26 protein-coding genes and 1 pseudogene are annotated in these 26,682 nt (G+C 68.0%); 10 read left to right on the forward strand and 17 right to left on the reverse strand.

What is annotated here, in order from left to right:
• Positions 1-233 precede the first annotated feature (233 nt).
• Positions 234-464 (forward strand): antitoxin VapB family protein, encoded by a 231-nt coding sequence (locus CPZ01_RS08675; protein WP_096394352.1) that lies wholly within the window; start codon positions 234-236, stop codon positions 462-464.
• Positions 461-868 (forward strand): PIN domain-containing protein, encoded by a 408-nt coding sequence (locus CPZ01_RS08680; protein ID WP_096394353.1) that lies wholly within the window; start codon positions 461-463, stop codon positions 866-868. The genes CPZ01_RS08675 and CPZ01_RS08680 overlap by 4 nt, the downstream gene beginning before the upstream one ends.
• Before the next feature lie 34 nt (positions 869-902).
• On the opposite strand, the gene CPZ01_RS08685 is transcribed toward CPZ01_RS08680, so the two are convergent.
• Both CPZ01_RS08685 and CPZ01_RS08690 read right to left on the reverse strand, forming a co-directional pair.
• A complete protein-coding gene (locus CPZ01_RS08685; RefSeq protein ID WP_096394354.1) occupies positions 903-1,535 on the reverse strand; it encodes a class I SAM-dependent methyltransferase in 633 nt (210 codons plus the stop codon).
• A gap of 233 nt (positions 1,536-1,768) precedes the next feature.
• Positions 1,769-4,045 carry a phospholipase D-like domain-containing protein gene (locus CPZ01_RS08690; protein WP_096394355.1) on the reverse strand — a complete coding sequence of 759 codons (2,277 nt, stop codon included), beginning with the start codon at positions 4,043-4,045 and terminating at the stop codon, positions 1,769-1,771.
• Positions 4,046-4,272: 227 nt separating this feature from the next.
• Here CPZ01_RS08690 and CPZ01_RS08695 point away from each other — a divergent pair, with 227 nt between their 5' ends.
• A complete protein-coding gene (locus CPZ01_RS08695; RefSeq protein ID WP_096394356.1) occupies positions 4,273-4,896 on the forward strand; it encodes a hypothetical protein in 624 nt (207 codons plus the stop codon).
• A gap of 165 nt (positions 4,897-5,061) precedes the next feature.
• Here the strand turns inward: CPZ01_RS08695 and CPZ01_RS15000 are convergent, their stop codons facing one another.
• Positions 5,062-5,286 (reverse strand): class I SAM-dependent methyltransferase, encoded by a 225-nt coding sequence (locus CPZ01_RS15000; RefSeq protein WP_157745945.1) that lies wholly within the window; start codon positions 5,284-5,286, stop codon positions 5,062-5,064.
• Positions 5,287-5,508: 222 nt separating this feature from the next.
• Here CPZ01_RS15000 and CPZ01_RS08700 point away from each other — a divergent pair, with 222 nt between their 5' ends.
• The 3 genes and pseudogenes from CPZ01_RS08700 (at position 5,509) to CPZ01_RS08710 (ending at position 7,620) form a co-directional block, all read left to right on the forward strand.
• Positions 5,509-6,852 carry an RNA-guided endonuclease InsQ/TnpB family protein gene (locus tag CPZ01_RS08700; protein ID WP_096394357.1) on the forward strand — a complete coding sequence of 448 codons (1,344 nt, stop codon included), beginning with the start codon at positions 5,509-5,511 and terminating at the stop codon, positions 6,850-6,852.
• A gap of 48 nt (positions 6,853-6,900) precedes the next feature.
• Positions 6,901-7,068 (forward strand): annotated as a pseudogene (locus tag CPZ01_RS15685) (peptide methionine sulfoxide reductase); the annotation flags it as partial.
• Positions 7,069-7,173: 105 nt separating this feature from the next.
• Positions 7,174-7,620, forward strand: a complete 447-nt coding sequence (locus tag CPZ01_RS08710; RefSeq protein WP_231899240.1) for an FKBP-type peptidyl-prolyl cis-trans isomerase — start codon at positions 7,174-7,176, stop codon at positions 7,618-7,620.
• Between the two features lie 33 nt (positions 7,621-7,653).
• On the opposite strand, the gene CPZ01_RS08715 is transcribed toward CPZ01_RS08710, so the two are convergent.
• Positions 7,654-8,031, reverse strand: a complete 378-nt coding sequence (locus CPZ01_RS08715; protein ID WP_096394359.1) for a YccF domain-containing protein — start codon at positions 8,029-8,031, stop codon at positions 7,654-7,656.
• A 196-nt stretch (positions 8,032-8,227) separates the two neighbouring features.
• Between CPZ01_RS08715 and CPZ01_RS08720 the strand changes: the two genes are divergently transcribed.
• Positions 8,228-8,905, forward strand: coding sequence for an MBL fold metallo-hydrolase (locus CPZ01_RS08720; protein ID WP_096394360.1), 678 nt, complete (start codon positions 8,228-8,230; stop codon positions 8,903-8,905).
• Between the two features lie 74 nt (positions 8,906-8,979).
• Positions 8,980-9,984, forward strand: a complete 1,005-nt coding sequence (locus CPZ01_RS08725) for a Gfo/Idh/MocA family protein (protein WP_096394361.1) — start codon at positions 8,980-8,982, stop codon at positions 9,982-9,984.
• Between the two features lie 62 nt (positions 9,985-10,046).
• Here the strand turns inward: CPZ01_RS08725 and kdgK1 are convergent, their stop codons facing one another.
• The 3 genes from kdgK1 to dgoD form a co-directional block, all read right to left on the reverse strand.
• Positions 10,047-11,012 (reverse strand): bifunctional 2-dehydro-3-deoxygluconokinase/2-dehydro-3-deoxygalactonokinase, encoded by a 966-nt coding sequence (gene kdgK1, locus CPZ01_RS08730; RefSeq protein ID WP_172863946.1) that lies wholly within the window; start codon positions 11,010-11,012, stop codon positions 10,047-10,049.
• A 167-nt stretch (positions 11,013-11,179) separates the two neighbouring features.
• Positions 11,180-12,034 (reverse strand): SDR family NAD(P)-dependent oxidoreductase, encoded by an 855-nt coding sequence (locus CPZ01_RS08735; protein ID WP_096394362.1) that lies wholly within the window; start codon positions 12,032-12,034, stop codon positions 11,180-11,182.
• A gap of 40 nt (positions 12,035-12,074) precedes the next feature.
• Positions 12,075-13,226, reverse strand: a complete 1,152-nt coding sequence (gene dgoD / locus CPZ01_RS08740; protein ID WP_096396215.1) for a galactonate dehydratase — start codon at positions 13,224-13,226, stop codon at positions 12,075-12,077.
• Between the two features lie 217 nt (positions 13,227-13,443).
• On the opposite strand from dgoD, the gene CPZ01_RS08745 reads away from it, so the two are divergent.
• Positions 13,444-14,082: a bifunctional 4-hydroxy-2-oxoglutarate aldolase/2-dehydro-3-deoxy-phosphogluconate aldolase gene (locus CPZ01_RS08745; RefSeq protein WP_096394363.1), complete on the forward strand. Its 639-nt coding sequence runs from the start codon at positions 13,444-13,446 to the stop codon at positions 14,080-14,082.
• 45 nt (positions 14,083-14,127) lie between these two features.
• Here CPZ01_RS08745 and CPZ01_RS15445 read toward each other — a convergent pair whose 3' ends face one another.
• The 3 genes from CPZ01_RS15445 to pheS all read right to left on the reverse strand — a co-directional run bounded on the left by CPZ01_RS15445 (position 14,128) and on the right by pheS (position 17,715).
• Positions 14,128-14,283, reverse strand: a complete 156-nt coding sequence (locus tag CPZ01_RS15445; RefSeq protein ID WP_172863947.1) for a hypothetical protein — start codon at positions 14,281-14,283, stop codon at positions 14,128-14,130.
• 115 nt (positions 14,284-14,398) lie between these two features.
• Entirely contained in the window at positions 14,399-16,180 is a 1,782-nt protein-coding gene (gene pheT, locus CPZ01_RS08750; protein WP_096394364.1) for a phenylalanine--tRNA ligase subunit beta, read from the reverse strand.
• Positions 16,180-17,715 (reverse strand): phenylalanine--tRNA ligase subunit alpha, encoded by a 1,536-nt coding sequence (gene pheS / locus CPZ01_RS08755; protein WP_096394365.1) that lies wholly within the window; start codon positions 17,713-17,715, stop codon positions 16,180-16,182. Before pheS ends, pheT begins: the two co-directional genes overlap by 1 nt.
• A 121-nt stretch (positions 17,716-17,836) precedes the next feature.
• Here pheS and CPZ01_RS08760 point away from each other — a divergent pair, with 121 nt between their 5' ends.
• Entirely contained in the window at positions 17,837-18,142 is a 306-nt protein-coding gene (locus CPZ01_RS08760; RefSeq protein WP_096394366.1) for a HalOD1 output domain-containing protein, read from the forward strand.
• Positions 18,143-18,159: 17 nt separating this feature from the next.
• Here the strand turns inward: CPZ01_RS08760 and CPZ01_RS08765 are convergent, their stop codons facing one another.
• From CPZ01_RS08765 to CPZ01_RS08795, 7 genes are all read right to left on the reverse strand, one after another.
• Positions 18,160-18,882 (reverse strand): peptidase, encoded by a 723-nt coding sequence (locus CPZ01_RS08765; protein ID WP_096394367.1) that lies wholly within the window; start codon positions 18,880-18,882, stop codon positions 18,160-18,162.
• Between the two features lie 93 nt (positions 18,883-18,975).
• Positions 18,976-19,626 (reverse strand): nucleotide-binding protein, encoded by a 651-nt coding sequence (locus CPZ01_RS08770; RefSeq protein WP_096394368.1) that lies wholly within the window; start codon positions 19,624-19,626, stop codon positions 18,976-18,978.
• Complete coding sequence (locus CPZ01_RS08775) at positions 19,623-20,414, reverse strand: DUF7857 domain-containing protein (RefSeq protein ID WP_096394369.1); 792 nt, start codon at positions 20,412-20,414, stop codon at positions 19,623-19,625. Before CPZ01_RS08775 ends, CPZ01_RS08770 begins: the two co-directional genes overlap by 4 nt.
• A 67-nt stretch (positions 20,415-20,481) precedes the next feature.
• Complete coding sequence (locus CPZ01_RS08780) at positions 20,482-21,297, reverse strand: DUF7856 family protein (RefSeq protein WP_096394370.1); 816 nt, start codon at positions 21,295-21,297, stop codon at positions 20,482-20,484.
• Positions 21,294-21,632: a DUF7855 family protein gene (locus CPZ01_RS08785; protein WP_096394371.1), complete on the reverse strand. Its 339-nt coding sequence runs from the start codon at positions 21,630-21,632 to the stop codon at positions 21,294-21,296. The genes CPZ01_RS08780 and CPZ01_RS08785 overlap by 4 nt, the downstream gene beginning before the upstream one ends.
• Before the next feature lie 108 nt (positions 21,633-21,740).
• A complete protein-coding gene (locus CPZ01_RS08790; RefSeq protein ID WP_096394372.1) occupies positions 21,741-22,061 on the reverse strand; it encodes a DUF7854 family protein in 321 nt (106 codons plus the stop codon).
• Positions 22,062-26,642 (reverse strand): LAGLIDADG family homing endonuclease, encoded by a 4,581-nt coding sequence (locus CPZ01_RS08795; RefSeq protein ID WP_096394373.1) that lies wholly within the window; start codon positions 26,640-26,642, stop codon positions 22,062-22,064.
• Between the last annotated feature and the right edge of the window lie 40 nt (positions 26,643-26,682).

Consider the following 26,682-nt stretch of genomic DNA (forward strand, 5'->3'; position numbering starts at 1 on the left):
CGTCATGAACCGTATTGAGCTTCTCAAAGAGCTCCGAGCGGTATCCGGACCTGCCGGTTCTTCTCTATACTGGGAAAGGAAGCGAAGAGATTGTCAGCGACGCAATTCCGGCTGGCGTGACAGCTTACCACAGCCTACCCCCGATGAGCACATACTTGCGGTTCAACGACTCAACTCGGCGTGAGAAGTCCCCAAATCTTCATTCCCGTAGAGTGTCAACGCTGTCAACAAGGATGTCACGTCAAGTGCGGCTCGAGGACGATGTGTACGAGCGCATCAAGGCAAACAAACGAGATGATGAATCGTTTAGCGACGCTGTCGGGCGACTCATTGGGGGGCGCTCCCTTCGTGATCTCCGCGGCGTCTTTGACGAGGAGCAAGTGAGCGAGATGCGGACCGCAGTCGAAGCTGCTGACCGGGCGGACCGCGATGAGGTCCGTGAAGTTGCGGAGCGGTTCGAATGATTGTTGACACAAGTTTTGTCTTAGACGTTATCGGCGACGTTGATGCGGCTGTCACGAAAGAGCGGGAACTCGAAGCTGAGAGTATTCCCTTGGTGATCCCCTCGATGACCGCTCTCGAGCTGTACATTGGCGTTGGGAAGGTGGCAAACACACGTGCGGAGCGGCAAGCAGTCGATGCTGTGCTTGCGTCGTACCCGATCGTAGACATGACTCCGAGTGTTTCTCGGCGGGCTGGGCAGCTCCTCGGTGAACGGATGGCAGCGGCAGACGAAGGTGATGGACCCGGTATCGGGAAAGGCGACGCAGTGATCGCCGCAACCGCGGTGGAACGCGATGAATCCGTCCTGGCCGCCGACAGTCACTTCGCTACGATTCCTGGTGTCTCTGTGGAAACATACCGGTGACCTCACAGGCTGGCTGTTTCGCTCCTGCGTTCGTTCAGGTGCCGTCAGCGCGTCGCGTGCCTTTCACGGTCACGAGCAGCGGGAGATCGACGTCGGAGTCGAATTGCCAGGTGCCATTGTCGGCTTGCACCATCTCGGGTGCGCGCTGGATCACCGAAAACGGGTGTTCGTGGACGAACTCGAGCTCGATACCTGCCTCGATGAGCGCGGTCAGGATCTCACCCAGTCCGTGCGTCCACTTGTGCGGCCGCGCATCGCCCGATGTGGCCGGCGTCTCGGTCGAAAAGTACGGATGTTCGACCGTAATCGGGTCGCCGTCGGCACCGAGACTATCCGAGAGCGCCGTCGCGACCGGGTGGTGTTCGGCCAGGTAGACGACGCCGCCCGGCTCCAACAGCTCGGCGACGACCGACGCCCACGCGTTGAGGTCCGGCAGCCAACAGAGGACGCCGAAGTTCGTGACGACGATATCGTAGCGCTCGTCGTGGGCGGCCGGCAGATCGAGGACGTTCGCTTGGATGAACTCCGCGCGGTCCGCCAGTCCGGCTTCGGCGGCGAGGTCCCGCGCGACGGCGACGGACTCGGCGGCGATGTCGACGCCGGTCACCGTCGCGCCCGCCCGGGCCCACGAGAGCGTGCGGACGCCGAGATGCGACTGGAGGTCGATGAGGGACTTTCCCCGCGACGGAGCCCATCTCGTCGCGCTGGACCGGAAGCAACGCCGCGTCGCCGTCCAAGAACGCCTCGACGGACTCTGCCGACTCGATGTCTGGGTGGTCCGCGACCAGCTGCTCCCAGTGGGTCCGGTTTGCTTCGATGTACGCGTCCTGCGGGGCCTCCGGGTTCGCCATCAGCCCGTTCTGTGTGGGAATCGCTTGATATACTTTCCGACGGCTTGGCTTACCGTCCGAGCAACTTGGACAGGAATCCCTTGGATTCGTCTTCTGCTTCGGTGGCCTCACCATCATCAGAGTCGGAGCCATCTCCACCTCTCTCGGCTGCTGTCTCGTCACTCAACAGTTCCTCAACTGAGAATCCGACCCACTCCGCAAACTCCTCAGGAGCCCCAATATACACGCTCGTCGCTGACTTCTCTGACATGAACCGTTTTGGAAGCCGCTTTTCGTAATCGTACACTTCGTACCCTTCCCGGTCGAAATTCGCTGTGATTGCCCCCGGTTCTGACTTGAACGTGACGCGACCACCCTGAATATCCCGCTGCCACATCAGCCGGCCCGTGTTGTACTCTTTCTCCGCTGGCTCATCTGTCGGGAAGTAGTCTGGCTGCTTTCGGCCGGCCTTCTCGTAGAACTCACACATGATCTGGCGGACATCCTCAACTGTCCCACCCCCCTCGGTCCACGGTTTCTCGGTTACCATCCGCCGAGCCACATAACTGAAGATGGGATTTTGACGCTCTAACACTTCAGAAAGGTCCTCTTGTGCTTCCCTGAAACCGGGATCTTCTGGATTTGACGGGAACGAGACGTCCATGCTAAGAATCTTCATCCGGTTCCGGAATTCCGACTTTGGAAGCGCGTCATTCGTGGTGAAAATGAGACACGGTTGATCGACACTTGTCGGGGTCCAATCGCTCCAGTAGTTCCGAATCGGACTCCAACGCTGAATCTTCTCCTTTTCGGCGTCAATGATGGCGTACGGGAAACACGTATCCCACTCACGAATCCCACGGACCTCTTTGACGCCAATCTCATCAGCGTCAACTCCGGAAATGACCGTGTTATCAGAGACGAGTCGCAAAATATACTCGGTGAGCTTATCCTTCCCTGCGTCGCTTTTGCCTTCGATGTACAGATGTTGGAGGACGTTATCGAGCGTTCGAGATGGTGACGATAGCGCCTCTGCGTACTGATTTGCGAACGGTGCCCAGAACCCGTAGAGAAAGGCTTCGTACATCTGCGCCATCACAGCCTCCTCAGATTGGGTGTGGCCGTGGTTCCTGACGGTCAGTATGTAGTCTTCAATTGTCTCGAGACAGTGGTCAAGGACTTCGGGGGTTGGGTCCTCAGTCGCAACAAGGATCATCTCATCGTCCTCACCGATGACAACCTGCTCGGCCTCTGGAAGCACAGACATCGTCGGAATCGATGTTGACTCCTTGACTTCGCTGGTGTACGCACTCATCGGGGCCGTGATACTGTGATCTTCGATGGTGGCACCGCTATCGCGAAGTCGCGATCCAAACTTGTCTGCGGTGTCTTTATCGACTTTGCTGGTCCCCATTCGGATCTTCTCATCTGGGGCTCGAACGCGAGGTCGATCTAGGCTGGCAGTCAGGCCTGTCTCATGGTCTGATTCGACGAGTCCGACATCTGGTGATTCATCCCCTGTACCGTCGCCTTCGTCACCTGATTCGTCGGTATCACTTGACTCCACAATACTACGATCCGCGTTGTCAGGCTCGTCGACGAATGCGACAGTTTCGTCTGCCTCATCTGGATCATCGACAACCGCAGTGACCTGATCAGCGACGTCTTTTAGATCCTCGACGGCATCCTGATTCAGCGCGGCTGTGTCGCTGACGTCGAGATCGCCGGCCCCGACCCAGTACTCAATTCGATTCTCCCGTTCCTCTGGCGAATCGGCTTGCTCTAATGCGTCGACTAACCCTTCCAAGAGTGTTTGATCGCTGTATCCCTCCCGGTATTCGTCGATGAACCGCTTGAATTCCGAATCCAATTCAGTGCCCACCTCGGTCGTCAGTACAGCAATCTGGTTCGTGTGGTATTCCCAGGAGTTCCGCGAGAGATTCGCTGACCCGTGGACGAGCTTTACCGTCTCATCCGGCATGACAATCCGGTAGATCTTCGAATGAACGGTCTTCTGGTTCTTCAATCGGATTGTCAGGCGGTCGTCTTGCCGAAGTTGAACGAGCGATTTCGCGGTCGCAACCTCGTTCACCCGCTCCGCGTAGTCGTCAGAATTGCCGATGAGAACGTCTAACGAACCGATATCATACTCGGTCAGCATTTTCACCATCAGATCCGGCGTTTCTGCGTACGTTACCGCATCCACGTGGCGAGCGCCTTCGAACAAATCCAGAAAGTCACTCCGATCTTTCACCATCGCTAAGCGATATTTCGCCGCCCCTGACCCGTAGAACTCCGGCATATCCGGGTACTTGTCGAATGAGATGTTCGCCGTAACTTCGTCCATGGTAGTGGCAACCGACTAATATGAATAAAAACTGCGCCAAGCACGGTGGAAGTAGTCCGAGTCATCAGACAGCGCCCGTTCCGAACCTGTGTTGTGGCAGGATCGTCGCGGTTAGAGGCGTAATCTAGCCAGATTCAGCCGGAAATCCAACTCAATTGCCGCCTGCCGGCGCTGGCTACTGATCCTTCAGGGCACAGACGTAAGCTTCTGGCCCAGCAATGGATCGTATGGCCGACACCGATGCCGCAGACGACACGACACCCGCTGAGACGGCCGAGTGGGACGGCGGGTTCAGTTGGATCGCGTACCCCGACGAGGACGCGCGCCGAACGAGCCACGCGCTGACGACGGACGCCGGCGTCTGGCTCGTCGACCCGGTCGACGTCGAGGGTCTCGACGAGCACCTCCGCGAGGCTGGGGACGTCGCCGGCGTCGTCGTCCTTCAGGACCGACACACGCGCGACGCCGCGGCGGTGGCGCGTCGACACGACGTCGCCGTATCCGTGCCGGAGGGAATGACGCTCACCCGTGAGAAGCTCGACGCGGACGCGGAACCGACCGGCTCGGCGCTTTCCAGGTCGGCGTACGAGGTTCACGAGCTCCGACTGGACGACGACTGGGAGGAGGCCGTCCTGTGGAACGACGAGCGCGAGACGCTGCTCGTCCCCGAGACGCTCGGGACGCTCCCGGCGTTCCGAGACGACGGCGACGCGCTCGGCGTTCACCCCGCAGTCGAGGCGTCGCCGGAAGAGCTCGCGGAGTGGGACCCCGACCACGTCCTCGTCGGCCACGGCACGAGCATCCACGAGGGCGCGACGGCGGCGCTCACGGCCGCGCTCGGGCTCGACTGACGGCGACCGGAAGGCGACCCTCGTTCCGTCCAGAACCGAGACACGCCAACACACGACATATACGTCTGCGAGCCCGACCGTCGGTAGATACGGGCCGACCCACGAACCGCCCTCCGACGGCTCTACAGGAAAGTAACCCCCATGGAACTCACCCAGCCTGTGCGTCTACTTGTGCGGCGGTCCATCTCCCGGTGTGGCCGATATCTCGGCCGAAAAGTGCGGGTGTTCGATCGTAATCGGGTCGCCGTCGGTACCGAGGGTATTCGAGAGCGCCGTAGCGACTAGGTGGTGTTCGGCCAGGTAGAAGACGCCGCCCGGATTCAATAGCTCGGCGACGACTGACGCCCACGCGTCGATATCCGGCAGCCAACGGAGGATGCCTGAGTTCAACGCGCGGCGTTCTGTGCATTCCGGTTTGTCGCTAATATTATTGAATATTTAACTATTCAATTCATCCAACCCCGCCTCTAGCACTTCGGTGTATGCCTCTGAGAGCTCCAGATCGTTTGCTTCTGCGTAGTCTTTGATTCGACCACCGAGCGTGTGTGAAATGTCTATGTTCGGGCGCACAACGAAAAGTCTTTAAGACTAAAAGTATAAGGGTCTATCGTCGTGAGGCGTACCAACACGTTCGCAGTACGTCCGCTCTCCGAGGACGGAGAGCAGCTGCTACGGGACCTGTTGGACGCTTCCGCCGCTCTCTGGAACGAAGTCACTTATCAGCGGCTCATGCGGTACAACGACGAAGACAGATTCGAAGGCGGGGTGTGGGATGCCGATACGGGCCAGCTTGAAGGCACATACAAAGGCGTTCTCGGCGCATCCACCGCCCAACAGGTAATCCGGAAGAACAGCGAGGCGTGGCGAGCGTTCTTCCGGCTGAAAGAGCAGTATCACGACGCCTCGAACACGTCCGTCACGGATCACCCTGAACCGCCGGGCTTCCGTGGCAATGAGGCCGAGGGGCGTCAGCTCAAGACCGTTATTCGCAACACATCATATACCATCGAATGGGGTGACCGCTCCCGGCTCGAGATACTGGTCGGGAGTGAATTGAAAGACAGATACGACCACACTGGACGTCTCCGACTCGAAGTCGCCGGCGAGCCGAACTGGCCCGACTACGAAAAACAGGGCCGACTAGACCTGTGGTACGACGAGACCGACGGCACCTTCCGAGCTTCGCAGCCCGTGACTGTTTCTGACGAGACACGGGCAACTCCACTGGCCGCAGAAACGGCCGCTCTGGATATCGGTGCGAACAATCTGGTTGCTTGTACCACGACGACCGGCGAACAGTATCTATACGAGGGACGCGACCTGTTCGCCCGCTTCCGCGAGACGACACAAGAGATTGCCCGGTTACAGGCCAAACTCGAAGCGGGTCGACACAGCAGCGAGCGCATCCGGCGGCTGTATCGCAAGCGTACTCGGCGCCGCGATCACGCGCAAGCAGCGCTGTGTCGTGACGTGATCGAACGGCTGTACGCCGAGGGTGTCGACACGGTGTATATCGGTGACCTGACGGGCGTGTTAGAGACGCACTGGTCCGTTGAGGCAAACGCCAAGACACACAATTTCTGGGCGTTCCGGAAATTCGTGGACCGACTGGTCTGTACCGCCGAAGAGTACGGTATCTCGGTTGAGGTGCGGTCGGAAGCGTGGACGAGTCAGGAGTGCCCGCAGTGCGGGTCGACAGATCGAACCACGCGGCATCAGGAGACGCTGACGTGTCCGTGCGGGTTCGAGGGACACGCGGATCTCACGGCGTCGAAAACGTTCCTCGAGCGGCAGACAGAGCAAGAGGTCAGGCCGATGGCACGGCCCGTGCGATTCGAGTGGGACGACCACGACTGGTCGGGGCAACCACGCCCTCACGACAGTCCCAAAGAAGCGCGCACAGACCGGAGTACCGTCGACAGTCACGGGAACCTTGCCTCCGGGGAGACGGCATAGCCACTATCCCACGAGAGGAATCCCACGGCTTCAGCCGTGGAAGGATGTCATCACCAGAAGTACAAGCTCCGGTCGGTCTCATCGCTCATGGACGCGTTCGACGCGGCGGGATACGACGACGAGGCGGTGCGGGAGTCACCCATCGCCGCCAAGCTGAACGGCTACGCCGCCGGACACGACGTCGCGGTGGTCGAGGAGCACCCGGCGTCCGGGTGACGCCGTCGGCCGTCGGTTCTCACGGCGCGGCCGATGTCCGCAGATGACACAGGCTTTCCGTGTGGCACTCCTCGTGTCCGTATGTCGATAACTACTGGCGACTCCGTGACGCTCGAGTACACCGGCCGACTCGACGACGGCACCGTCTTCGACACGTCCCAGGAATCGGTCGCCGAGGAGGCGGGCCTCGCCGAGGCCCAGCCCGACCGCGAGTACACGCCGCTAACGGTCGACGTGGGGGCCGGACAGGTCATCGAGGGGATGGAGGAGGGACTCATCGGGTTGGAAGCCGGCGAGACGGACACGCTGACGATTCCGCCGGAGCAGGCCTACGGACAGCCCAGCGACGAGAACGTCGAGGAGTTCGACACCGACGAACTCCGGGAGCTGCTCGGCGGCCAGCTGCCCGAGGAGGGCGCGTACCTCGAGGCCCAAGACGGTAGTCAGGGCGAAGTCGTCCACGTCGACGACGACACCGTTCGGGCGGACTTCAACCCGCCGCTCGCCGGTGAGACGCTGACGTTCGACGTCGAAATTCTCGAAGTCAACTGAGTTCGAACCGTCCGCCCCGCGTGCCCGGCGGGACTACCCGTGGAACCGGAACAGCGACGTGACGTACGGGAGCCGGTTGAGCATCCAGATCGCGATCGGTAGCCCCACGACCGTGATCGCGAGCGCAGACGCCACGTTCGCCCACAGCAGGCTCAGCCACCACCCGACGAGGACGAAGTAGACCGCTCGAACGACGAGCGACCGCTGCCCCCGGGCCGAGTCGGGGTCCGACAGCGACCGCGGCTCCGCGAGCGTGAGCACCGTCGGCACGAGGTTGATCAGCTTGATCCCGACGGGGAGCAGAACGACGGTGACGTTGAGCAGCCACGCGACGTTGACGACGATCGGCGTCGCCCACCAGCCGACGAACAGGAACCACAGCGCCCGAACGAGCAGGGACCGTTGTGCCATTACTCGGGGTAGACGCTCAGCGGGCAAACCAGTGTCGCCGGTCGCCGTCGCCGCGAACCGTTCGAACGGGAGCTACCGGACGTCGCGGCGACGGGCGCTCCGGGTGGATTTTCTCGGCAACGTGTCCAGGTCGACTACCGCGGGGAACCTCGGCCGACCCCGTCCGTTTCAAGGCGCTCGCCGGCGTGTCGTTCGTATGGAACTGACGCCGGGCGTACACGGGCTCCCGTTACGGGTATCGATGGACGACCGCGAGGCGACGTTCAACGCGACCGCCGTCGAGACGCCGCGGGGACTCCTCCTGATCGACGTCGGCCTCCCCGACACCGCGGACGTCCTCGAGGCCGCGCTCGACGACGAGGGACTGGCCCTCGCCGACACCTGGGGGATCCTCGTCACCCATCAGGATCCGGACCACGCCGGCTGTCTGGCGACCGTCGTCGACCGGACCGACGCCGTCGTCTTCGCCCACGAGACGGAGGCGCCGTACCTGGAGGGCGACGAGGAGCTCGTCAAATCCAGCGAAGAGCGACCGCTGTCGATCGACCCGACGACGGTCGACGTCCGCCTGACGGGGGGCGAGACGTTCGCGACCGCCGCGGGGCCGATGGAGGTGATCGCGACGCCCGGCCACAGTCCGGGGCACGTGTCGGCGCACTTCCCCGACGCGGAGCTCCTCGTCAGCGCCGACGCGCTCAACGTCGTCGACGGCGCGCTCGTCGGGCCCCGCCCCGAGGTGACGCAGGACCTCGAAACCGCGTGGGAGAGCGTCGAGACGCTCGCCGATCTGGCCGTGACGGAGACGTTCTGCTTCCACGGCGGCCACGTCGCCGCGGGGACGGACCGCATCCGGGAGTTGGCCGTCGACCGGTAGCGACGAACCGATAGCGGCCGCCGTCGAGCCCGCCGACCCAAACCGACTTGCCCGGCGGGCGCGTCCCCCCGCTCATGCCAGCTTCATCGAACGGCTCGACGAGCCTCGAATTCGGCGTCCTCGGCACCGCGTCGATCGCCCGGAAAGCGGTGATCCCGGCGATCGCCGCCAGCGACCACGCCGTCGGCGCGGTGGCGTCCCGCGACGCCGCCCGCGCGGAGCGGTTCGCCGCCGAGAACTCGATCCCCCGCAGCTACGGCTCCTACGAGGCGCTGCTCGACGACGACGCGCTCGACGCGGTGTACGTCCCGCTCCCGAACGGAAGCCACGCCGAGTGGACGAAACGCGCCGCGGACGCCGGCCTGGACGTCCTCTGCGAGAAGCCGCTGGCCGCCGACGCCGACGAGGCGCGGGCGGTGGTCGACCACTGCGAGGAACGGGGCGTCACGCTGATGGAGGCGTTCATGTACCGGTACCATCCGCGCACCGAGCGCGCCGTCGCGCTCGCGGCCGACGAGCTCGACGACGTCCGCACGGTGACGGCCACCTTCCGGTTCCCGCTGTACGACCGCCCGAACGACGTGCGGCTCGACCCCGACCTCGCGGGCGGGTCGCTGATGGACGTCGGCTGCTACCCCGTCTCGCTCGCTCGGACGATTCTCGGGGAGCCGGACCGCGCGTACGCCCACGCCGGCGACACCCGGGACGCCGGCGTCGACACGGAGCTCGCGGGCGTGCTCGCGTACGACGACGGCCGCTCGGCGCGGGTCGCGTCCGGTTTCGACACCCAACTGGTCCAGCGGTACCGCGTCGACGCGCCCGACGGCTGGGTCGAAGTCGAGCGCGCGTTCGACGCCCCGACCGACGAGCCCGTCGAGCTGGAGTACGAGATCGACGGCCGGCACGGCGTCGAGACGTTCCCCGCGGTCGACCAGTACCGGCTCCAGGTCGACCACTTCGCCGAGCGCGTCGCCGACGGGACCGCCCCCCTGACGGATGGGGCGGAGGCGATAGCGAACATGGAGGTCATCGACGCGCTCGCCGCGAGCGCCGCCGACGGCGGCCCGGTCGACCTCTGACCGCGGGAACCGGATCGCAGCCTCCGGATTCCGTTACTACGGTACGCGCGCCGCCGCGCGGCTCACCGGTCGATCCCGCCCTCGCCGTCGATGACGTCGCGGACCTCCGCCAGGTTCGTCACCGCGAGGTCGCCGTCGGTGGTGCGTTTCAGCGCCGCGGTCGCAGACCCCCACCGGAGCGCCGCGGGGAGGTCCCCGCCGCGCAGCCGCTCCGCGACGTAGCCGGCGACGAACGCGTCACCGGTGCCGATCGCGTCGAACGTCTCCGCCTCGTACACGTCCTGCTCGTACACCGAGCCGTCGTGGAGCGCGACCGCCCCCTCCAGCCCGCGGGTGACGACGACCGTGTCGAAGCCGAACTCCGTGGCGAGCCCGTGCGCGATCTCGACGGCGCCGCCCTCGCGGTCGAGCACCTCGCGGGCGTCCCGCCGCGGGACGAACAGGGTGTCGACGTGCTCGAACAGGTCCTCGTAGGCCGCCCGCGCCGTCTCCGGGTCCCAGAGCTTCGCCCGGTAGTTCAGGTCGAACGAGCGCGTGGTCCCCGCCTCGCCGGCGGTTCGCAACAGCGCGGTCGTCGTCGCCGCGGTCGCCTCCGAGAGGGCGGGCGTGATCCCCGTCGTGTGGAACCACTCCGCCTCGGCGACCGCGTCCGTCGGCAGCTCGTCGGGCTCGACGGTCGTGATCGCCGCGTCGGCGCGGTCGTAGATCACGTTCGTCCCGCGCGGCTCGCCGCCGTGTTCGAGGTAGTAGGTCCCTACCCGACTTTCGTCCGGGTCCGCCCACGCGACGCCCGGCCGGACGCCGTGGCTCCGTAGCTCGGTCACGATCCGCCGGCCGAGCGGCGAGTCGGGGAGCTTCGAGAGCCAGCGGGCGTCGGCGCCGAGCCGCGCGGCCCCGACCGCGACGTTGCTCTCCGCGCCGCCGGCCTGGACGGTCAGGTCGCGCGTCGTCTCCAGCCGCTCGCCGCGCGGCGGCGACAGCCGGAGCATCGTCTCGCCGAACGTGACGAGGTCGGTCACCGGCGCCACCCCGCGCTGCGGGCCTCGAACGAGTTCATACTCGTTGCTGGCCTCGGTCGCTTATAAGAAACGGTGATCGCCGTCGGCCGGCGAGAACGGGGACTCGCGCGTCCCCCGCCTCGCGGGGCCCGCCCGCTCCGCACCGCGCTCGCTCCGCACTGCGCCCGGCCGCCCGGCTACTTCGCGTCCTCCCGAGCCCGGTAGTCCGGGAGCGTGTCGTCCTGCATCACCGCGCCGCGGCCGCCGTCGACGAGCAGCGCGGCGCCCGTGACGAAGGCGGCGTCCTCGCTCGCGAGGAAGGAGACGGCGCCGGCGACGTCCGCGGGCGTGCCGATCCGCCCGGTCGGGTGGATCGACTCGACCTCCTCGAACCGCCCCTCCGGCAGCTCCTCGCGCGTCCGCTCGATCTCCACCCACCCCGGGACGACCGTGTTCACTCGGACGCGGGGACCGAAGTCGACCGCGAGCGACCGCGTCATCCCGTTGATCCCCGCCTTCACGGCGTTGTACGGGAAGTGCGCCGGCATCGTCGCGTACGCGTGGTTCGAGGAGACGTTCACGATCGCGCCGCGGTCCATGTGTTCGAGGGCCGCCCGCGCGGCGAGCCAGTACGCCCGGAAGTCCGTCTCGACGACGAACGCCCAGTCGTCGAGCGTCGCCTCGTCGGCGGCCGTCTCCGTCTGGACCCCGGCGTTGTTCACCAGCACGTCGACCGAGCCGTAGCGCTCGGCGGCCGCCTCCGCGAGCGCGGCAACGTCGTCCGGGTCGCGCATGTCGGCGCGGACGAACGTCGCGTCTCCGGTCTCCGGGTCGTCGCCCGACTCGCCGCCGTTCCGATCCGCGATCCGCTCGGCGACGGCCTCCCCCGCCTCTTCGGAGCGCCCGCTGACGACGACGTTCGCCCCCTCGGCGGCCAGTCGCTCCGCGATCCCGGCGCCGATCCCGCGGGTCGATCCCGTGACGATCGCGGTCTCGCCGGCGAACCGTCCGGGGACCGCCCCCTCGGTCGGCGACTCGGGACGGCGGGTCATCGGTTCCTCCGCAGTCGTCGGAATTCGGTCGCCATCGGGATCACCACTCCGCGACGGAGCCGTCGTCGTGGCGCCAGACGGGGTTGTGCCAGTCGACGTCTTTCTCGGCCTGCTCGCGGACGTGTGCCTCGTCCATCTCGATCCCCAGGCCGTCGCCGTCGGGAACCTCGACGAACCCGTCGTGATACTCGAACACCGACGGGTCGGCGAGGTAGTCCAGCACGTCGCTCGTCTCGTTGTAGTGGATGTCGAGGGACTGCTCCTGAATGAGCGCGTTCGGCGTACAGGCGTCGACCTGGATACAGGAGGCGAGCGCGATCGGCCCGAGCGGACAGTGCGGGGCGACCGACACGTCGTACGCCTCGGCCATCGACGCGATCTTCTTCAGCTCGGTGATCCCGCCGGCGTGGGAGACGTCCGGCTGGATCAGGTCCACCGCGTCCGCCTCCAGCACCTCCTTGAAGTCCCACCGCGAGTACATCCGCTCGCCGGTCGCGATCGGGATCGTCGTCGACGCCCGGATCGCCGAGAGCGCGTCGTTGTTCTCGGGTAACACCGGCTCCTCGATGAACATCGGGTCGTACGGCTCCAGCGCCGCCGCGAGCCGGCGGGCCATCGGCTTCGCCACGCGCCCGTGGAAGTCGACCCCGATGTCGACCTCGTCGCCGACCGCCTCCCGGACGGCCGCGATCCGGTCGGCCGCGGCGTCCACCGCCGCCGGCGCGTCGATCGACTCCAGCTCCGGGGTCGCGTTCATCTTCAGCGCCGAGAAGCCCGCATCGACCTTCTCGCGGGCGGCCTCGCCGACGTCCGCCGGGCGGTCCCCGCCGATCCACTGATAGACGCGGACCCGGTCGCGCGCGCGGCCGCCGAGCAGCTCGTGGACGGGCGCGCCGAGCCGCTTCCCCTTGAGGTCCCACAGCGCCTGGTCGATCCCGGCGATGGCGCTCATCAGGACCGGCCCGCCGCGGTAGAAGCCGCCGCGGTACATCGTCTGCCAGTGGTCCTCGATCCGCGTCGGGTCCTCGCCGAGCAGGTAGTTGTCGAGCAGCTCCTCCACCGCCGCGGCGACCGTCTTGGCGCGGCCCTCCACGACGGGCTCCCCCCAGCCGACCCTCCCGTCGCTCGTCGTGAGCTTCAGGAACAGCCAGCGGGGCGGCACTTCGAACAGCTCGTAGTCGGTGATGTGCATGGTGTGTTGGGGTAACTCCGAACCGGTCCGCCGGTCGCGGGACTCGGGCTTCGTCCGTCGCGGCGGGCGTCCGTAGTCGCCGCCGGCGTCCGACCCGGACCGGTCCGTCGCCACGGTCGTACTTGCCCGTCCGTCCGTTAAATAGCGGGCGGGTGCGGTCGTCCGCGCCCGACCCCCACACGGCCGATTTAAGACCCCCCGCGGGCAGGTACCACGCATGCGAACCGACCGACTCGACCGGATCACGGAGGGCGGCGTGATCGCGATCCTCCGCGGCGTCGAATGGGACGACGCCGTGGCGGTCGCGGACGCCGTCGTCGACGCCGGCGTGACGGCGCTGGAGGTGACGGCGGACACGCCGAACGCGATGGCCTCCATCGAGGCGATAGCCGAGCGCACCGACGACGCCGTAGTCGGCGCCGGCACCGTCCTCGACGCGGAGACCGCGCGCGCGGCGCAGCTCGCCGGCGCGGAGTTCCTCGTGACGCCGACGGTGAACCCCGACGTGATCCGGACGGCGAACCGCTACGGGACGCCCGTCGTCGTCGGCGCGTACACGCCGACCGAGGCGATCGAGGCCTACGAGGCCGGCGCCGACGCGGTGAAGGTGTTCCCCGCGAAGACCGGCGGACCGGACCACGTCGCGGCGATCGGCGGCCCGCTCCCGCAGATTCCGCTCGTGCCGACCGGCGGCGTCGGCGCGGACAACGCGGGCGAGTACGTCCGGGCGGGCGCGGTCGCGGTCGGGGTCGGCAGTTCGATCGTCGACGACGAGGCGGTCGCCGCCGGCGACTTCGACGCGATCCGGGCGAACGCGCGCGCGGTCGTCGAGGCCGTCTCCGCCGCGCGGGAGTGACTCGTTCGGCGGTCCGACTCGGTGCCGCCGCCGTGCGCGACGCCCCTACCGCGCTGGCGACCGAGTCTCGTCGGCGGAGTCGGGAGACGGGGACCGAACCGCGTCCCACCCGCTGATACAGGCCTCACAGAGGTAGTACGCGAACCCGTCGACGTCTCGATGCGTGAGCGAGGCGTCGATACCACACCTCTCGCAGTTCATGGCCGGGAACTACGCCAAGACGGATATATGTCTTCTGCTCGCGGTCGCATCCGTGATAATTCGGTAGAAAACCGACGGAACGGAGATTCAGCTCGGTTTCTCCGAGCGCGGCCGCCTATCGCAGCGCGTCGAGCTCGAACTCGAAGGCCGCGACCGGCACCTCCAAGTCGTGTTCGACGAGCACCGCGGGGTGGAGCTCGCCGATCACGCCGACGCGCTCGCCGTCGACCTCGACGGCGGCGGCGCGGCCCTCGATGAATGAGGGGTGTTCGGTCCGCGGGGTCGCCAGCTCGGCGTCGAAGTCGTCACAGAGCGCCTGGAGGCGCCCCTTCGCGGCCTCGTAAGAGGCGTCGCGACGGGCGACCGCCCCGGCGACGTGGCGGGACTCGGCGACGTTCGCGTCCTCGTCGTCGTCGCGCTCGGCGACGAAGCCGACCTCGGCGACGTCCTGCGGGTAGGCGTTGTGGGTGTTCCGCTCTAACAGCATCACGAGCGACGGGAGCGCCCAGGTGCGGAGCTGGGTGTACTCCTCGCTGTACGGCTCCGTGATCTCCACGGGGTCGCCGCCGCCGAAGACGCCGGCGCTCGCGTTCGGTTCGTCCGCCCCGGCGACCGCGGCGCCGCCAGTGCCCGGCTCGACGTTCATCCGGTCGTAGTTCTCCGTCCCGCTCGTCATGTGGAAGTTCAGGAGGTCCTCGAAGCCGAGGCCGACGAGGCTCGTCCGGACCGCGTCCTCTAACCGCGAGCGCTCGTGGCGCCCGCCGACGGTGCCCACGTCGGGGTAGCGCGGCTCCAAGTTGTCGAAGCCGTACGCGCGCCCCACGTCGTCGACGAGGTCGAGCGGATGGAGTACGTCGACGCGGTACGGCGGAATCTCCACCTCGTAAGACACGTCCTCGTCGAGGGTGTAGGAGGCGTCGAGGCCGGCGCGCTCGAAGCAGTCGACGACCTCCTCCGGCTCGAACTCGACGCCGAGCAGCGTCTCGATCCGGTCGTGCGAAACCGTCTTCTCGTCGACGTCGAGGTTCGGGCGGACGAGCTCGCGGCCGTACTCGCTCGGGTGGGTCGCGCCGTCGGCGTAGTTCACCTCGACCTCCTCGATCGTCGCGCCGCGGGCCGACAGCGCGTAACAGATAATCGTACACATCCGGTCGATCGTCCACTGGTCGGTGCCGGTGAGCTCGACGAACAGCTCGCGGGAGCCGGTCGTCACCTCGGTGCGCTTCCCGTTGATGACGGGCGGGAACGAGAACAGCCCGAGCTCGTCGTAGATCGCCGGGTAGCGGTCGAGCCCTTCGACGAGGTCGGCGTAGGTCGTCCCCGTGTCGTGTTCCGCCAAGACCTCGTTCGGGGTCAGCTCGTCGTTCGCGTCGAGCGGAACGAAGGTATCGCCGTCGGGGTCGACGCCGCGGTAGGCGATCGACGGCTCCGAGCCCTCCTGGAGGGGCGCGCCCTTCACCATCGCGAGGTCGTGGATGCCGATGGCGCCCTTCGCGCGGCCGCGGCCCATCGTCGCGTGGAGCTTCTCTTGGAGCTGGATCAGCGAGTCGAGCGCGCCCTCGTCGAGGTCGAGGCCGCGGACCACGGCGCCGGTGACGTACGGCCGCTCGTCGGGCACCGACTCGTCGACCTCGATCGTCCACTCGGGGTCGTTCGTGTCGGGGACGTAGACGCCGCGGTCGTCGCCGTAGTGGTAGCGGAGCGAGCGCGCGACCCCCTCGACGGAGAGCCGGTCGAGCCGGTCGGGCGCGAACTCGAACTGGAGGAGCCCGTCGTCGGTCTCGCCCTCGAACTCCAAGCCGAGCCCGAACAGGTCCTCCTTGAACTCCTCGTCGCTCGTGTCGGTGCGACCCGTCAATCCGCGCAGCTCGTCGGTGTCGATGTCGACGACGGGCATCAGTAGCTCACCTCCGCGTTCCGCAGGAAGTCGATGTCGGCGAGGGTGCCGTGGAGGTCGCGGATGTCCTCCGCCCCGGTCGTGAGCATCGCCAGTCGCTCCAAGGCGAGCCCCCACGCCATCACATCGCAGTCGACGCCGAGCGGGCCGGTGACCTCCTCGCGGAAGACGCCGGAGTTGCCGATCTCGATCTCCTCGCCCGTCTCCGGGTGCTCGCCGAACAGCTCGAAGGAGGGCTCGGTGTAGGGGTTGTAGTGCGGCTTGAACCGGATGTCGGTGATCCCGAACTGCCGGTAGAACTCCTCGAAGGTGCCCATCAGGTCGCGCACCGAGAGGTCCTCCGCCATCACCCACCCCTCGATCTGGAAGAACTCCAGCAGGTGCGTCGGGTCGAGCGTGTCGTTGCGGTACACCTTCTCGACCGAGAAGTAGCGCTGCGGCGGCTCCAGCTCCGCGCCCGCGATCCCGGAGAGGTAGCGCATCGACAGCGACGTGGTGTGACCGCGTAAGGCGACCTCGCGGGCGAAGTCGGCCGACCACGGCGAGTGGTAGCCGTCGCCGTCGAGCCCCCAGCCGTCGCGGTGGGCGGCCTCGACGCGGGCCATCAGCTCGTCGGGAATTCCCTCCATCGGGTCCACGTCGAGCGCGAACCGGTCCCAGTGGGTCCGCGCCGGGTGGTCCTGGGGCATGAACAGGCAGTCGTTGATCCAGAAGTCGGCGTCCGCGTGGGGACCCTCCATCTCCTGGAACCCCATCCCGACCAGCACGTCCTTCACGCGGTCGGCGGTCCGACGGAGGACGTGTTTCCGGCCGCCGCGGGCCGTCTCCGCCTCGGCCTCGACGTTGTACTCGGCGAACTCGGCGTCGCGCCACTCGCCGCTGGCGAGGAGCTCGGGCGTGAGCGCCCCGACCGTCTCGGTCGCCTCCACGCCGGTCATCAGCGCGTCGACGCCGTCGTCGGTCAGCGTCACCGTCCGCGTGACCGACTCGCCGACCGCCACTAACCCGCGCGAGTCCAGCTGGTCGATCACCGACTCGTCGACGCTGAGGGCGTCGGCGTCGAGCCCCTCACCCTCACCGCCCGCGCCAGCGAGCGCGGCGAGCGCCGTCGCCTCGGGGTCGGCGTTCGGGTCGGCGTCCGGGTCGACCGAGAGCTCGCCGCCGTCGACGCTCCCGAACCCCTTCCGTGCGAAGTTCGCCAAGGCGATGTCGACCTCGGGGCCCTCCAGGCCCGCTCCGCCGATGACTTCGCCCATCGAGGCCGGCTCGGCGTCGGCGCCCGCGTCGAGCCCGGCCCGGTAGAGCCGCGTCTCGGGGAGCCCCGCGTCGACGTAGGTCCGTCCCTCGTCGGTGAGTTCGAGCGTCTCGTCGGTCGCCGACCCGACCTCGACGAGCCCCTCGTCGGCTAGGTCGAACGCCGCGCCGGCGACCGTCTCCGGCTTCAGGTCCGTCTCCGCAGCTATCTCCGCCACCGTTCGTTCGTCCGTCGCGCTCGCGGCCTCGAGGACCGCGAGCTGTCGTTCCGGGAGTCGCATTCGAGTTGTCTCTACACGCGTGCGGCTGGTTGGTAACGGTTCCGGGACCGGGACGCCGGAAGAGAATCGTTTCTAATAAATTGAACGGACGAGTTATATACTGTATCGGTGTAGGGGAGCTATGAGCAGCGCAACGGCCGGATCGAGCGATTCCGGTTCTGCCCCGGAGACGACCCGCGTCCGCCACGGCGGCGACGGCCCCGCGCCCAGCCTCGCCGTCGTCGAGGCGATCGCCGAACTCGCCGGCGTCGACCCGACCGACCTCCCCGAGGCGGGCGTGGTGCTGTACGACCACGTCGACCCGGACGCGCTGAACGCGCTCGTCGCCGGTCGGTCCGACAGCGACGTCGACGTCTCGCTCACGGTCGCGGGCTACGACGTCCGCGTCGGCCCCGACACCGCGGTCGCCCGTCGAGACGGCAACTGAACCGATCGGCGACGCGTCTACTTCTCGCCGCCCGCCCGCTCGCGGAGCCGCGCGATCCGGTCCCCGAGCGGCGGCTGGACCTCGAACCACGTCGACCAGTCGCCGGTCTCCGGCTCGACCCCGCGGCGCTCCGCGACCCGTTCGAACGCGTCCGCGACCCGCTCAGCGCCCACCGCGTCCGCGGCGCGGGCGTCAGCCGCGTACTGGACCCGTCGGCCGGCCCAGAAGGAGGCGACCCCCACGGCGACGAGGGCGGCGAAGCCGGACTCGAACGGGACGAGCGCCGTGACGACCGCTGCCAACGTCGCCAGCACGGCCCCGACTGCGACGGCGCGGAACTCGGCGTAGTACGTCGCCGCCCGCCCCGCCTCCGCCGCGAGCAGCCCGACCGCCACGTCCTCGTCGAGGTCGGTCAACACGTCCGCCGTGAGGAACAGCACCCGACGGCCGGGCGGCCCCCGGACCGAGACCTCTGCGGGGCCGGCGGCCGCGGATCCTCCGCCCTCGTCGCCGTCGCCGCCGTGGTCGTCCCCGCGGTCGTCGCCCTCCCCGTCGACGGACTCGATCGCGACCCGGTCGAGGTCGAGTCCGCCGGGGTCGGCCAGCGCCGCGATCTGTGCCCGCTCCGCGTCCGTCGGCTCCCGTAACTCCCGGTAGCGGTCGGCCGCGTACAGCGGTCCCACCGAGACCGCGAGCGCGGCGAGGACGCCGACGCCGACGACGAGCGCGACCCTGATCATCGCTCTCGCCGACGGGACGACCGGAGTAAAAAGGCGCGGTGTCGCGACGCGTTTCCGCTCTTCTCGTCTCGCACACCTCACCCGTCTCGCTCCTCACTCCGGAACGCGCCGCGCGAGCGCCCGAACCGCCGCCGCGGCCTCGCTGTCGGGTGCGGCGCTCACGATCGGGCGCTCCGTCGCCACGGACCGCCCGACACGGGGGTCGGCCGGGACCACCTCGATCGGCGCGCCGAGCGCGTCGCCGATCGGTCCGACCGGCGGCTCCTCCGTCACGCGGTTGACCGCGCAGCCGACCAGTCCGGCGTCGAGCTCGCGAGCGAGCTCCCGGGTGCGGATCGCGTCGGCCAGCGCGAACGCCCGGGGAGAGACGACGAGGAGGCAGGCGTCCGCGACCGCGAGCGGCACGCCGGCGTCGGCGCGGCGCCCCGCGGGACAGTCGAGGACGACGGTCCCGAACTCGCGCTCGACCGCGGCGACCGCCCCCGCCAACCGCGTCAGGTCGGCCGCCCGCGCGCCGGCCAGCGTCCGCCCGCACGGGACGACGTCGACCGGCCCCGACCGGACCGTCTCTGTCGGGTCCGCCGCGCCGGCGAGCACGTCATGAAGATCTGGACCGCGGCCGTCCGGCAGGTCGGCCATCCCGAGGTCGGCGTCGATGACGACCCCGCCGAGCGCGGCGGCGACGTTGTACGCGAGCGTCGTCTTCCCGACGCCCCCCTTCCCGCCCGCGACCGCGAGGATCACGCCAGTCCCTCCAGCGCCTCGGTCGGGACCTCGCTCTCCTCGGCGCGCTCTGCCAGCGCCGCGGCGCGGTCGCGGACCGCCTTCAGGCGCTCGGCGTCGGCCGCGACGCACTCGTCGAGTCCCTCCACTGCGTCGAGGCCGCCGGCCTCCTCGACGACCGCCGTCGCCGTCGCGAGGTCGGCGTCGTCGAGTCGCTCCGCCCGCTCGATCCGCGCCTCGACGGCCGCGAACCACGCGTCGATCTCGTCGGGGTCCGCCGCGCTCGGCGTCGGATCGGCGACCGCCGACTGGTCCGCGTTGCCGTCCCTCGCTCCCCCGTCGACGCCGTCGCCCTCTTCGCCGTCGCCCTCCTCGCCGTCGCCAATTACCGAGTCACCGTCCACCCCGTTGACGGCGTCACCCGCTTCCGCCCCGGCGACCGCGCGCCGCGGGGGGCGATGTGATTCGAGGTCGCGCACCGCCGCCCGCGCGAGGTCGGACTCGCCCTCGGCCGCCGTACGACCGTCGTCCGCGTCCGCGGGCTCGACGTTCGCGATTTCGACCGGCGGCTCGACGGGATCGGCGAGCGCAGCGAACCCGAACGCCGCGCGGTCGCCCGGATCGATCTCCGCGATCACGCCGTCTTCGTCCCACCCGGATTCGGGGACGCCGCCGCGCCGCGGCGGGAGGACGGGGCCGTCCAGCCGGCTCTCGATTCGGACGCGCCGCGGGACCGCTCCGTCGTTGCGCACCCGGACGCCGACGAGCGACGCGTCCCCCTCGCGGTCGACGGACCAGTCGAGTTTCATGCGCCGAGTGCCGCGGAATCGTATTTAAGTCTCGGGACGGACCCGCCGCGCGCCGCCGCCGTCGGACTCACCGCCCGTCGGACGCGCCTCGGAGGCGAACGTCCCTCGCTCGGAGCAGCGACCGCGCGCTCCGCTCGGACGCCGCGACCGCTCGAGCCGCGTCGCCGCGCAGTTCGACAGCGCCGTCGAGCGCCGCGACCCTGACCGCCGCGAGCGACGCCGCGACCGGGTCTCCGTCGTAGTCGCCCGGCGCCGGGCCGGCCGCGTCCGGATCGCCGCCCGGGACGACCGCGAGCGCGCGCCGGAACGCCGGATGGACCGCCTCGCCGAGTTCGCGGCGGGCGGTCCGCCGCCGGTTTCGGAGCCGGTCGCGGAGCCGCAGCCGCCGTCGCCGCTCGTCGCGGTTCCGGGCCGCCTCGGCCCGCGCCCGTTCGAGCGCCTGCTCGGCGGCGATCGCCTCCGTCTGCGCGGCCGACAGCTCCGCGGCCGCCGCCTCCAGATCGTCGAGCGTCTCGTCCGCCTCGGCGTCGACCGCGCGTCGCGCCCGGGCGTCGCCGCGCAGCGCCGCGACCCGTTCTTTCAGCCGCTCGGTCTCCCCCGTAGTCTCGGCGACCCGTCGCCGCGCCGCCGTCAGGTCGACCGGGTCGATCTCGATCGCCGCGAGCTCCGCCTCGATCCCGTCGATCTCCGCCGCGACCGACGCGGTCCGGCCCCGCGAGCGCGCGGCCGCCGCGAGCTGCCGCCGGAGTCCCGCCTCGGTGGGGAGCCGCCCGAGCATCGCGCTCGGTTCCGGCGGCTCCTCGACGGCGGTGGTCTCGTCTTCCCTCTCGTCTTCGTCCTCCTCGTTGTCCGATCCCGACGCCGTCGACCTCGCCCCGGTCACAGCTCTCGCTCGCGCATTTCGTCCGGGTCCGGATGCTCCGTCCCCGCCGCGAAGGCGGCGTACGGCGTCGACTTCGCGGACCGGTCCGCGTAGGCCGCGGCGGCCTCTCGGACCGGCTCGTCGACGGCGACGAACTCGTTGAACGGCTCGGTGCGCTCTATCTGGACGTCGCCGCCGTACGACTCCCGCAGCCGCAGCGCGAGGAAGGCGGCGTACACCGTCTCGTCGAACAGCGCGGCGCGGCCGAACCGCCGGGAGACGACCGACTCGTGGCGGCGACACAGGTTCCGGAGACCGGTTCGGGCGGCCGCCGAATACGTCACGACCAGCAGCACGCCCGCCGGTGGTCGGTTTTCCAATTTAGCCGTTCCGGACCGGAACGTTTCAGCCGCCTTCAGCGACGCCGACCCGACACGCGGATCCCTGGCTCCGAAGTCGGGTCCTCAGAACCGCTCGACGTCGAAATCCGGCCGGTCGGCGTCGCCGTCGATCCGGGCGTCGCCGTCTTCGTCGCCCTCGCCGCCGATCCCGCTAGCCGCGAGGGCGCGCTCGCGCGCGGCCGGCTTGGAGGGCGCGACGACCACGGTGCCGTCGACCGGGTCGTCGCCGACCGCGCGGAACACGTCACCGTCGCCGTCGAACTCGGTGGCGTACGTCCGGAGCACGGCCGCGACGCGCCGCTCCGTGGCCGCGAGGTCGGCGTCGCCGTTCTCGAACTCACGGAGCGCGTCCTCGACGTTCCGTATCGCGGAGATGCGGTCCATCTACGTCGTCCTGAGGTGGCCCTGCTTGGGCTCGTACACCTCGCCTTTCGTCCGGAGCTTCTCGATCTCCTGTTCGGCCTTCCCCGGATCCATCCCGATCTCGCCGGCGCGATCGATTACCTCGTCGACGGGCGCGCCCTCCTCGTACTCCTCCTCGATGTCGGCGATCAGCGCCTTGATGTTCTTGATGCGGTCGCGCTGGCTCTTCGAGGTGCCCGTCTCGACCACGTCGGCGTCGAACTGCCCCGTCTCCGGGTCGACGCCGATGTCCTTGAGACACGACTCGACGATGTCGGTCGCGCGGTCGGCGTCCTCGCGCTCGACGGTGTCCGAGAGGCGCACCCGCGCGCTCGCCTCCGAGAGGCGCACCATCGCCTCCAGCTTCCGCGCCGTCACCGGCACCGGCGCGTCCTCGTCCGCGCCCTTCGAGCGCAGGTCGACGTAGAACTCCTCGATGAGCTCCTTCGCCTCGTCCGTCATCGTCGGGAAGCAGGACCGCTTCGCGTGGGCGATGTACTTGCGCAGCAGCTCCGAGTCGATCTCGGGCGCGACCTCCTCGGTCACCTCCGCCACCTGCTCGGAGGTGAACTCCGAGCTCGCCAGCTCCTCGCGCTGGGTGTTGAGCTCGCCGGCGTAGTTCGTCTTGATGATGTGTTTCGCCAGCCGGGAGTCGTGCTCCGGGTCCGGGCTGTCCGTCACCGTGAAGATCAGGTCGAACCGCGAGATGAGCGCCGGCTCTAAGTCGATCTGCTCGCCGATCGGCTCGTACTGGTCGAATCGACCGTACTTGGGGTTCGCGGCACCGAGCAGGGAACACCGCGCCTTCAGCGTCGCGTTGATCCCTGCCTTCGAGACGGAGATCTTCTGTTGTTCGAGGCCCTCGTGCATCGCGGAGCGGTCGGAGGAGTTGTGGACGACGAGCCCGTTCGCGACGAAGTTGTGCGTCCCCTCGACGGTCAGGTCGTACACCTTCGGCCGCCGTCCGTCCTCGATCCGCGCCAGTATCGACCGCAGTTCCGTCTTCACGGCGTCGACCTCAGCCGCGACGGCCTCGCGCAGGTCACCGAGACGGTCCGTTTCGACGGCGCCGGACAACCAGCGCGACACGGTCGCCTGACTCACGTCCAGTCTCGACGCCACGTCCGCCTGACTGATCTCATACGCGTCGAGCGCCGCCGACAGCTCCGCTCGCGTCTCGCCGACCGGACCGCGGTCGAGCAGTTCGCGAGCGCGCTCTTCCGCCGTGTCGACCGACCCGCCGATCACGTCGGCGAGGCGCTGTCGCAGCACCTCACCACGGTGTTCGGTCGACTCCGGCGGAACGGTTTCGACCGACTCCACACGTCGCCACTTCACGTCGCCGCGGACGAACTCGCGGAGGTCGTCGAGGTCGGTCTCCGCGACTTCGGTAAGGATCTCTCGGAGCCGCTCAGTCACCGCCCGACGGACCTCGTCGCGTTCGCCCCACTCGCGGGAAATCTGCTGTTGGGACAGCGTCGTTCCCTCGGCCAACTCGGACTGCGAGACGTGGTATCGGCGCCGTAGCTCCGAGAGCGTCTCCCACGTCGGCGTCTCGTCGAGCGCGTCCCGGTCGGCGGCGGCCGTCTCCAGTCTGTTCTCGAACGCCGCGAGCACTTGGCGGGCGCGGTGGAGCGAGATGTTCGCGGCCCCGGTCTCGAAGTCGTGATACGTGACCGCGTCGAGCCCGCACTCGCTTTGGTAGAGCCGGAGTGAGTCGCGACACCGCGCGAGCACGTCGTCGACCTCCGGGACCACGTCGAGGATCGTTCGGTCGCCGTCCGCGGCGTCGACGACGCGGTCGAGCGCCGCCGCCTTCCGCGTGGCCGTGAATCCGACGTACCGCCGGAACGCCGCGAGCGAGTCGGCGTCGGTCACCGTGAGGTAGTACACGTCGCGGCCGCCGTCTCGTTCGCGGTGCTGGAGCTGGCTCGACACGCTGAACCCTAAGAGCAGGCTCCGCGTGCCCTCCAGCAGGTCCCGGCTCGCCGACGCTATCCGGACGTTGCCCGCCGACTCGTCGACGTGTCCCTCGCTGTCGGCGAGCGCGCGGACGAACGCGGCCTTCGCCGCGCGGCTCCCGGCCGAAACGGGGGTCGGGAAGCACTTCTCGTCGTACCGACCGAGGTTCATCCCCGCGTCGAGGACGGCGTCGGCGTGTTCCTTCCCCGTGATGCGAACCGTCTCGACGCCGTCGTCACGCTTCTCGCTCGGCGGTCGAACCGGCTCCGCGTCGAACGCCGCCCGCGCCGCGCGCTCGAAGTCGTCTAAGAGTTCGTCGTCCGCGTTGGTGAACCGGACGCCGTAGACGCCCTCGTCGCGGTCGTAGAAGACGTTGCCGTCGCCCGAGAGGTATCCGAGGACGCTCGCCATCGCGGCGTCAACGCCGTCAGCGTCGACGGATCCATCGTCGAGCGGTTCGACGCTCCCGACGCCGCCCGCCATTGCTGCCGCTCCGGCGCCGTCGGCGGCCTTCGTCGGAATCTCTCGGGGCACGTACACCCAGTCGCCGTCGTCGAGCGCGGCCGCCTCGCGCTCGACGCGCTCCCCGTCGTCGAGGACGAAGAACGGGTGGTCGGCGGTCGCGGTCAATGACTCGCCGGTCTCGGTCGTCACCCGGGTCAGCTCCGACGGCGCGTCGTACTCGTGGACTGCGGAGACGGGGCGCTCGACGAGGTTCCCGTCCTCGTCCATCGACCAGACGTCGAGGTCGACGTCGCGGACGCGGCGCCCGTTCGAGAGCTCCTCGACGTCGCCGTCCTCGGCCGCTTCACGCGCTAGTTCGTCGATGCGCTCGACGCGGCCGTCCGCGAGCGTCACCAGCGCGTCGCCGGTGACGCAGTCCATCTTGTCGAGCTCGTCGACCGCTGCGATCCCCTTGTCTGCGAGCACGAGCGCGCCGGCTTCGAGCGACCACTGCTGCCCGTCGCCGAAGTCGTCTCTTACGGCTGCAGCAGTAAGGCCGGCTGCAGAACTGCCTTTCCCGGACGTGTAGACGGACCGCGGTGCGATGTTCTCGACGTACGAGATCATCTGGGAGTTATGCGAGACGACCCCGTTCGAGACGTAGTTGTGCGTTTCCGCTACTTCGAGGTCGTAGACCCAGTCATCCTCGGATTTGACCTGCTTGATGGACGCAATCGACTCCAATCGAACTTCTTCCACGACCGAGGTGTTCTGACCACCAGACGCGGCGACGCCACCATCTGTGGCAGCGCGCGGTGCGACGGCCACACAGTCGCCGACGTTGAGTTCATCCGCACGCCGAGGAACGTGTCTGGCACCATCTTGGACGAAAAGCGGATGCGACGGTGTCACCTCCAGTTCCGTGCCGGAGGTAGTCTCGATACGATACATCGTTTCGGGAGCCTCGCGCTTCCAGACTTTAGTCGCTCGCGCGGATCCGATCGTTCCGTCCGACTGTAGCGATGGAACCTCGAAATTGACCTCGTCGAAGACGCCGTCGTCGACCGGTTTCGGATCATCGAGGTTTTCCTCGACGAGATCGCCTATCGGAACCTCTCGTCCGTCTGTAAGTGTCACTTTTGTGTTATATTTCAAACACTTACCAGTACCCGGGTCACCGATCAGGAGCATGTGGAGGTCGCCCCGGATCCGCGACCCGTCGGGGAGGTGCTTCGTCACGCCGGAGAACAGCTGGAGGATCATCGCGAGCTTCTCCTCCTCGTAGCCGTAGATGGCGGGGGCGATGGAGCCGACCATCGCCTCGTAGATGTCGTCGCGCTCGGAGAGCTCGATGATGTCGCGTTTGTCCGCCTCGGTGATGTCCATGTCCTCGAACTCCTCGTCCTCGATGGCGATGGAGACGCCGTCCATGTACAGGTCGAAGATGGCGGACTTCTCGTTGCCCTGCTCGACCTGCTCGATGTGGAGGACGCCGACGCAGGTGACGTGGTCGCCGGGGCTCACCTCGCCGGTGATGTCGTCGACGATGTCGACGTCGAGCGACTGGGGGGTCTCGCCGCCGCGGAGCCCCTCGGGCGACTCCTGGATGCGGAGCTTCTGGGAGTCGACGAACTCGGACTGGTCGAAGTTGACGCGGAACGGGCCCTGCCGCTCGCAGCCCTGGCACTCGTGGGGCTCTTGGAAGCCGCCGTCGCTCTGGGGGATGTACGTCATGGTGCCGCAGCGCTGGCACTCGAAGGCGGCCTCGGTCACCTTGGGGCGGACGTCCGTGGCCTTGCGGACGATGCCCTGGATCGAGACGAGCTTGCCGATGTGGTCGTCGTGAACGCGAATTCCCCGGATATCGACGCTCTCGGGGAGGTCCTCGATGCGGACGTGCGCGCGGCCGAGGCTGACGTCGGCGGGGAGGTCGTAGAGCCGCAGCGCCTCCTCGGCGTACTCGCGCATCTGCTCCGGCTTGTTCAGGAAGTCCTCGGCGAGGTCGCGGTCGAACTGGAAGAGGTCGTCGTAGGAGACGTACAGCGAGCGCTGCTCGTTGGGGTACCGCTGCGCGAGCTGCCCGATCTCCTCCCGATAGTAGTTGCGATAGAACTGAATGAACCGCTCCGTGAGGTCCTGGGTGCCGGCCTGAGCCATTGCGACACCACTTCGTCGGCATCACGTATGAACCTCCGGT

The sequence above is a fragment of the Halorubrum trapanicum genome (assembly GCF_002355655.1).
GTDB lineage: Archaea > Halobacteriota > Halobacteria > Halobacteriales > Haloferacaceae > Halorubrum > Halorubrum trapanicum_A.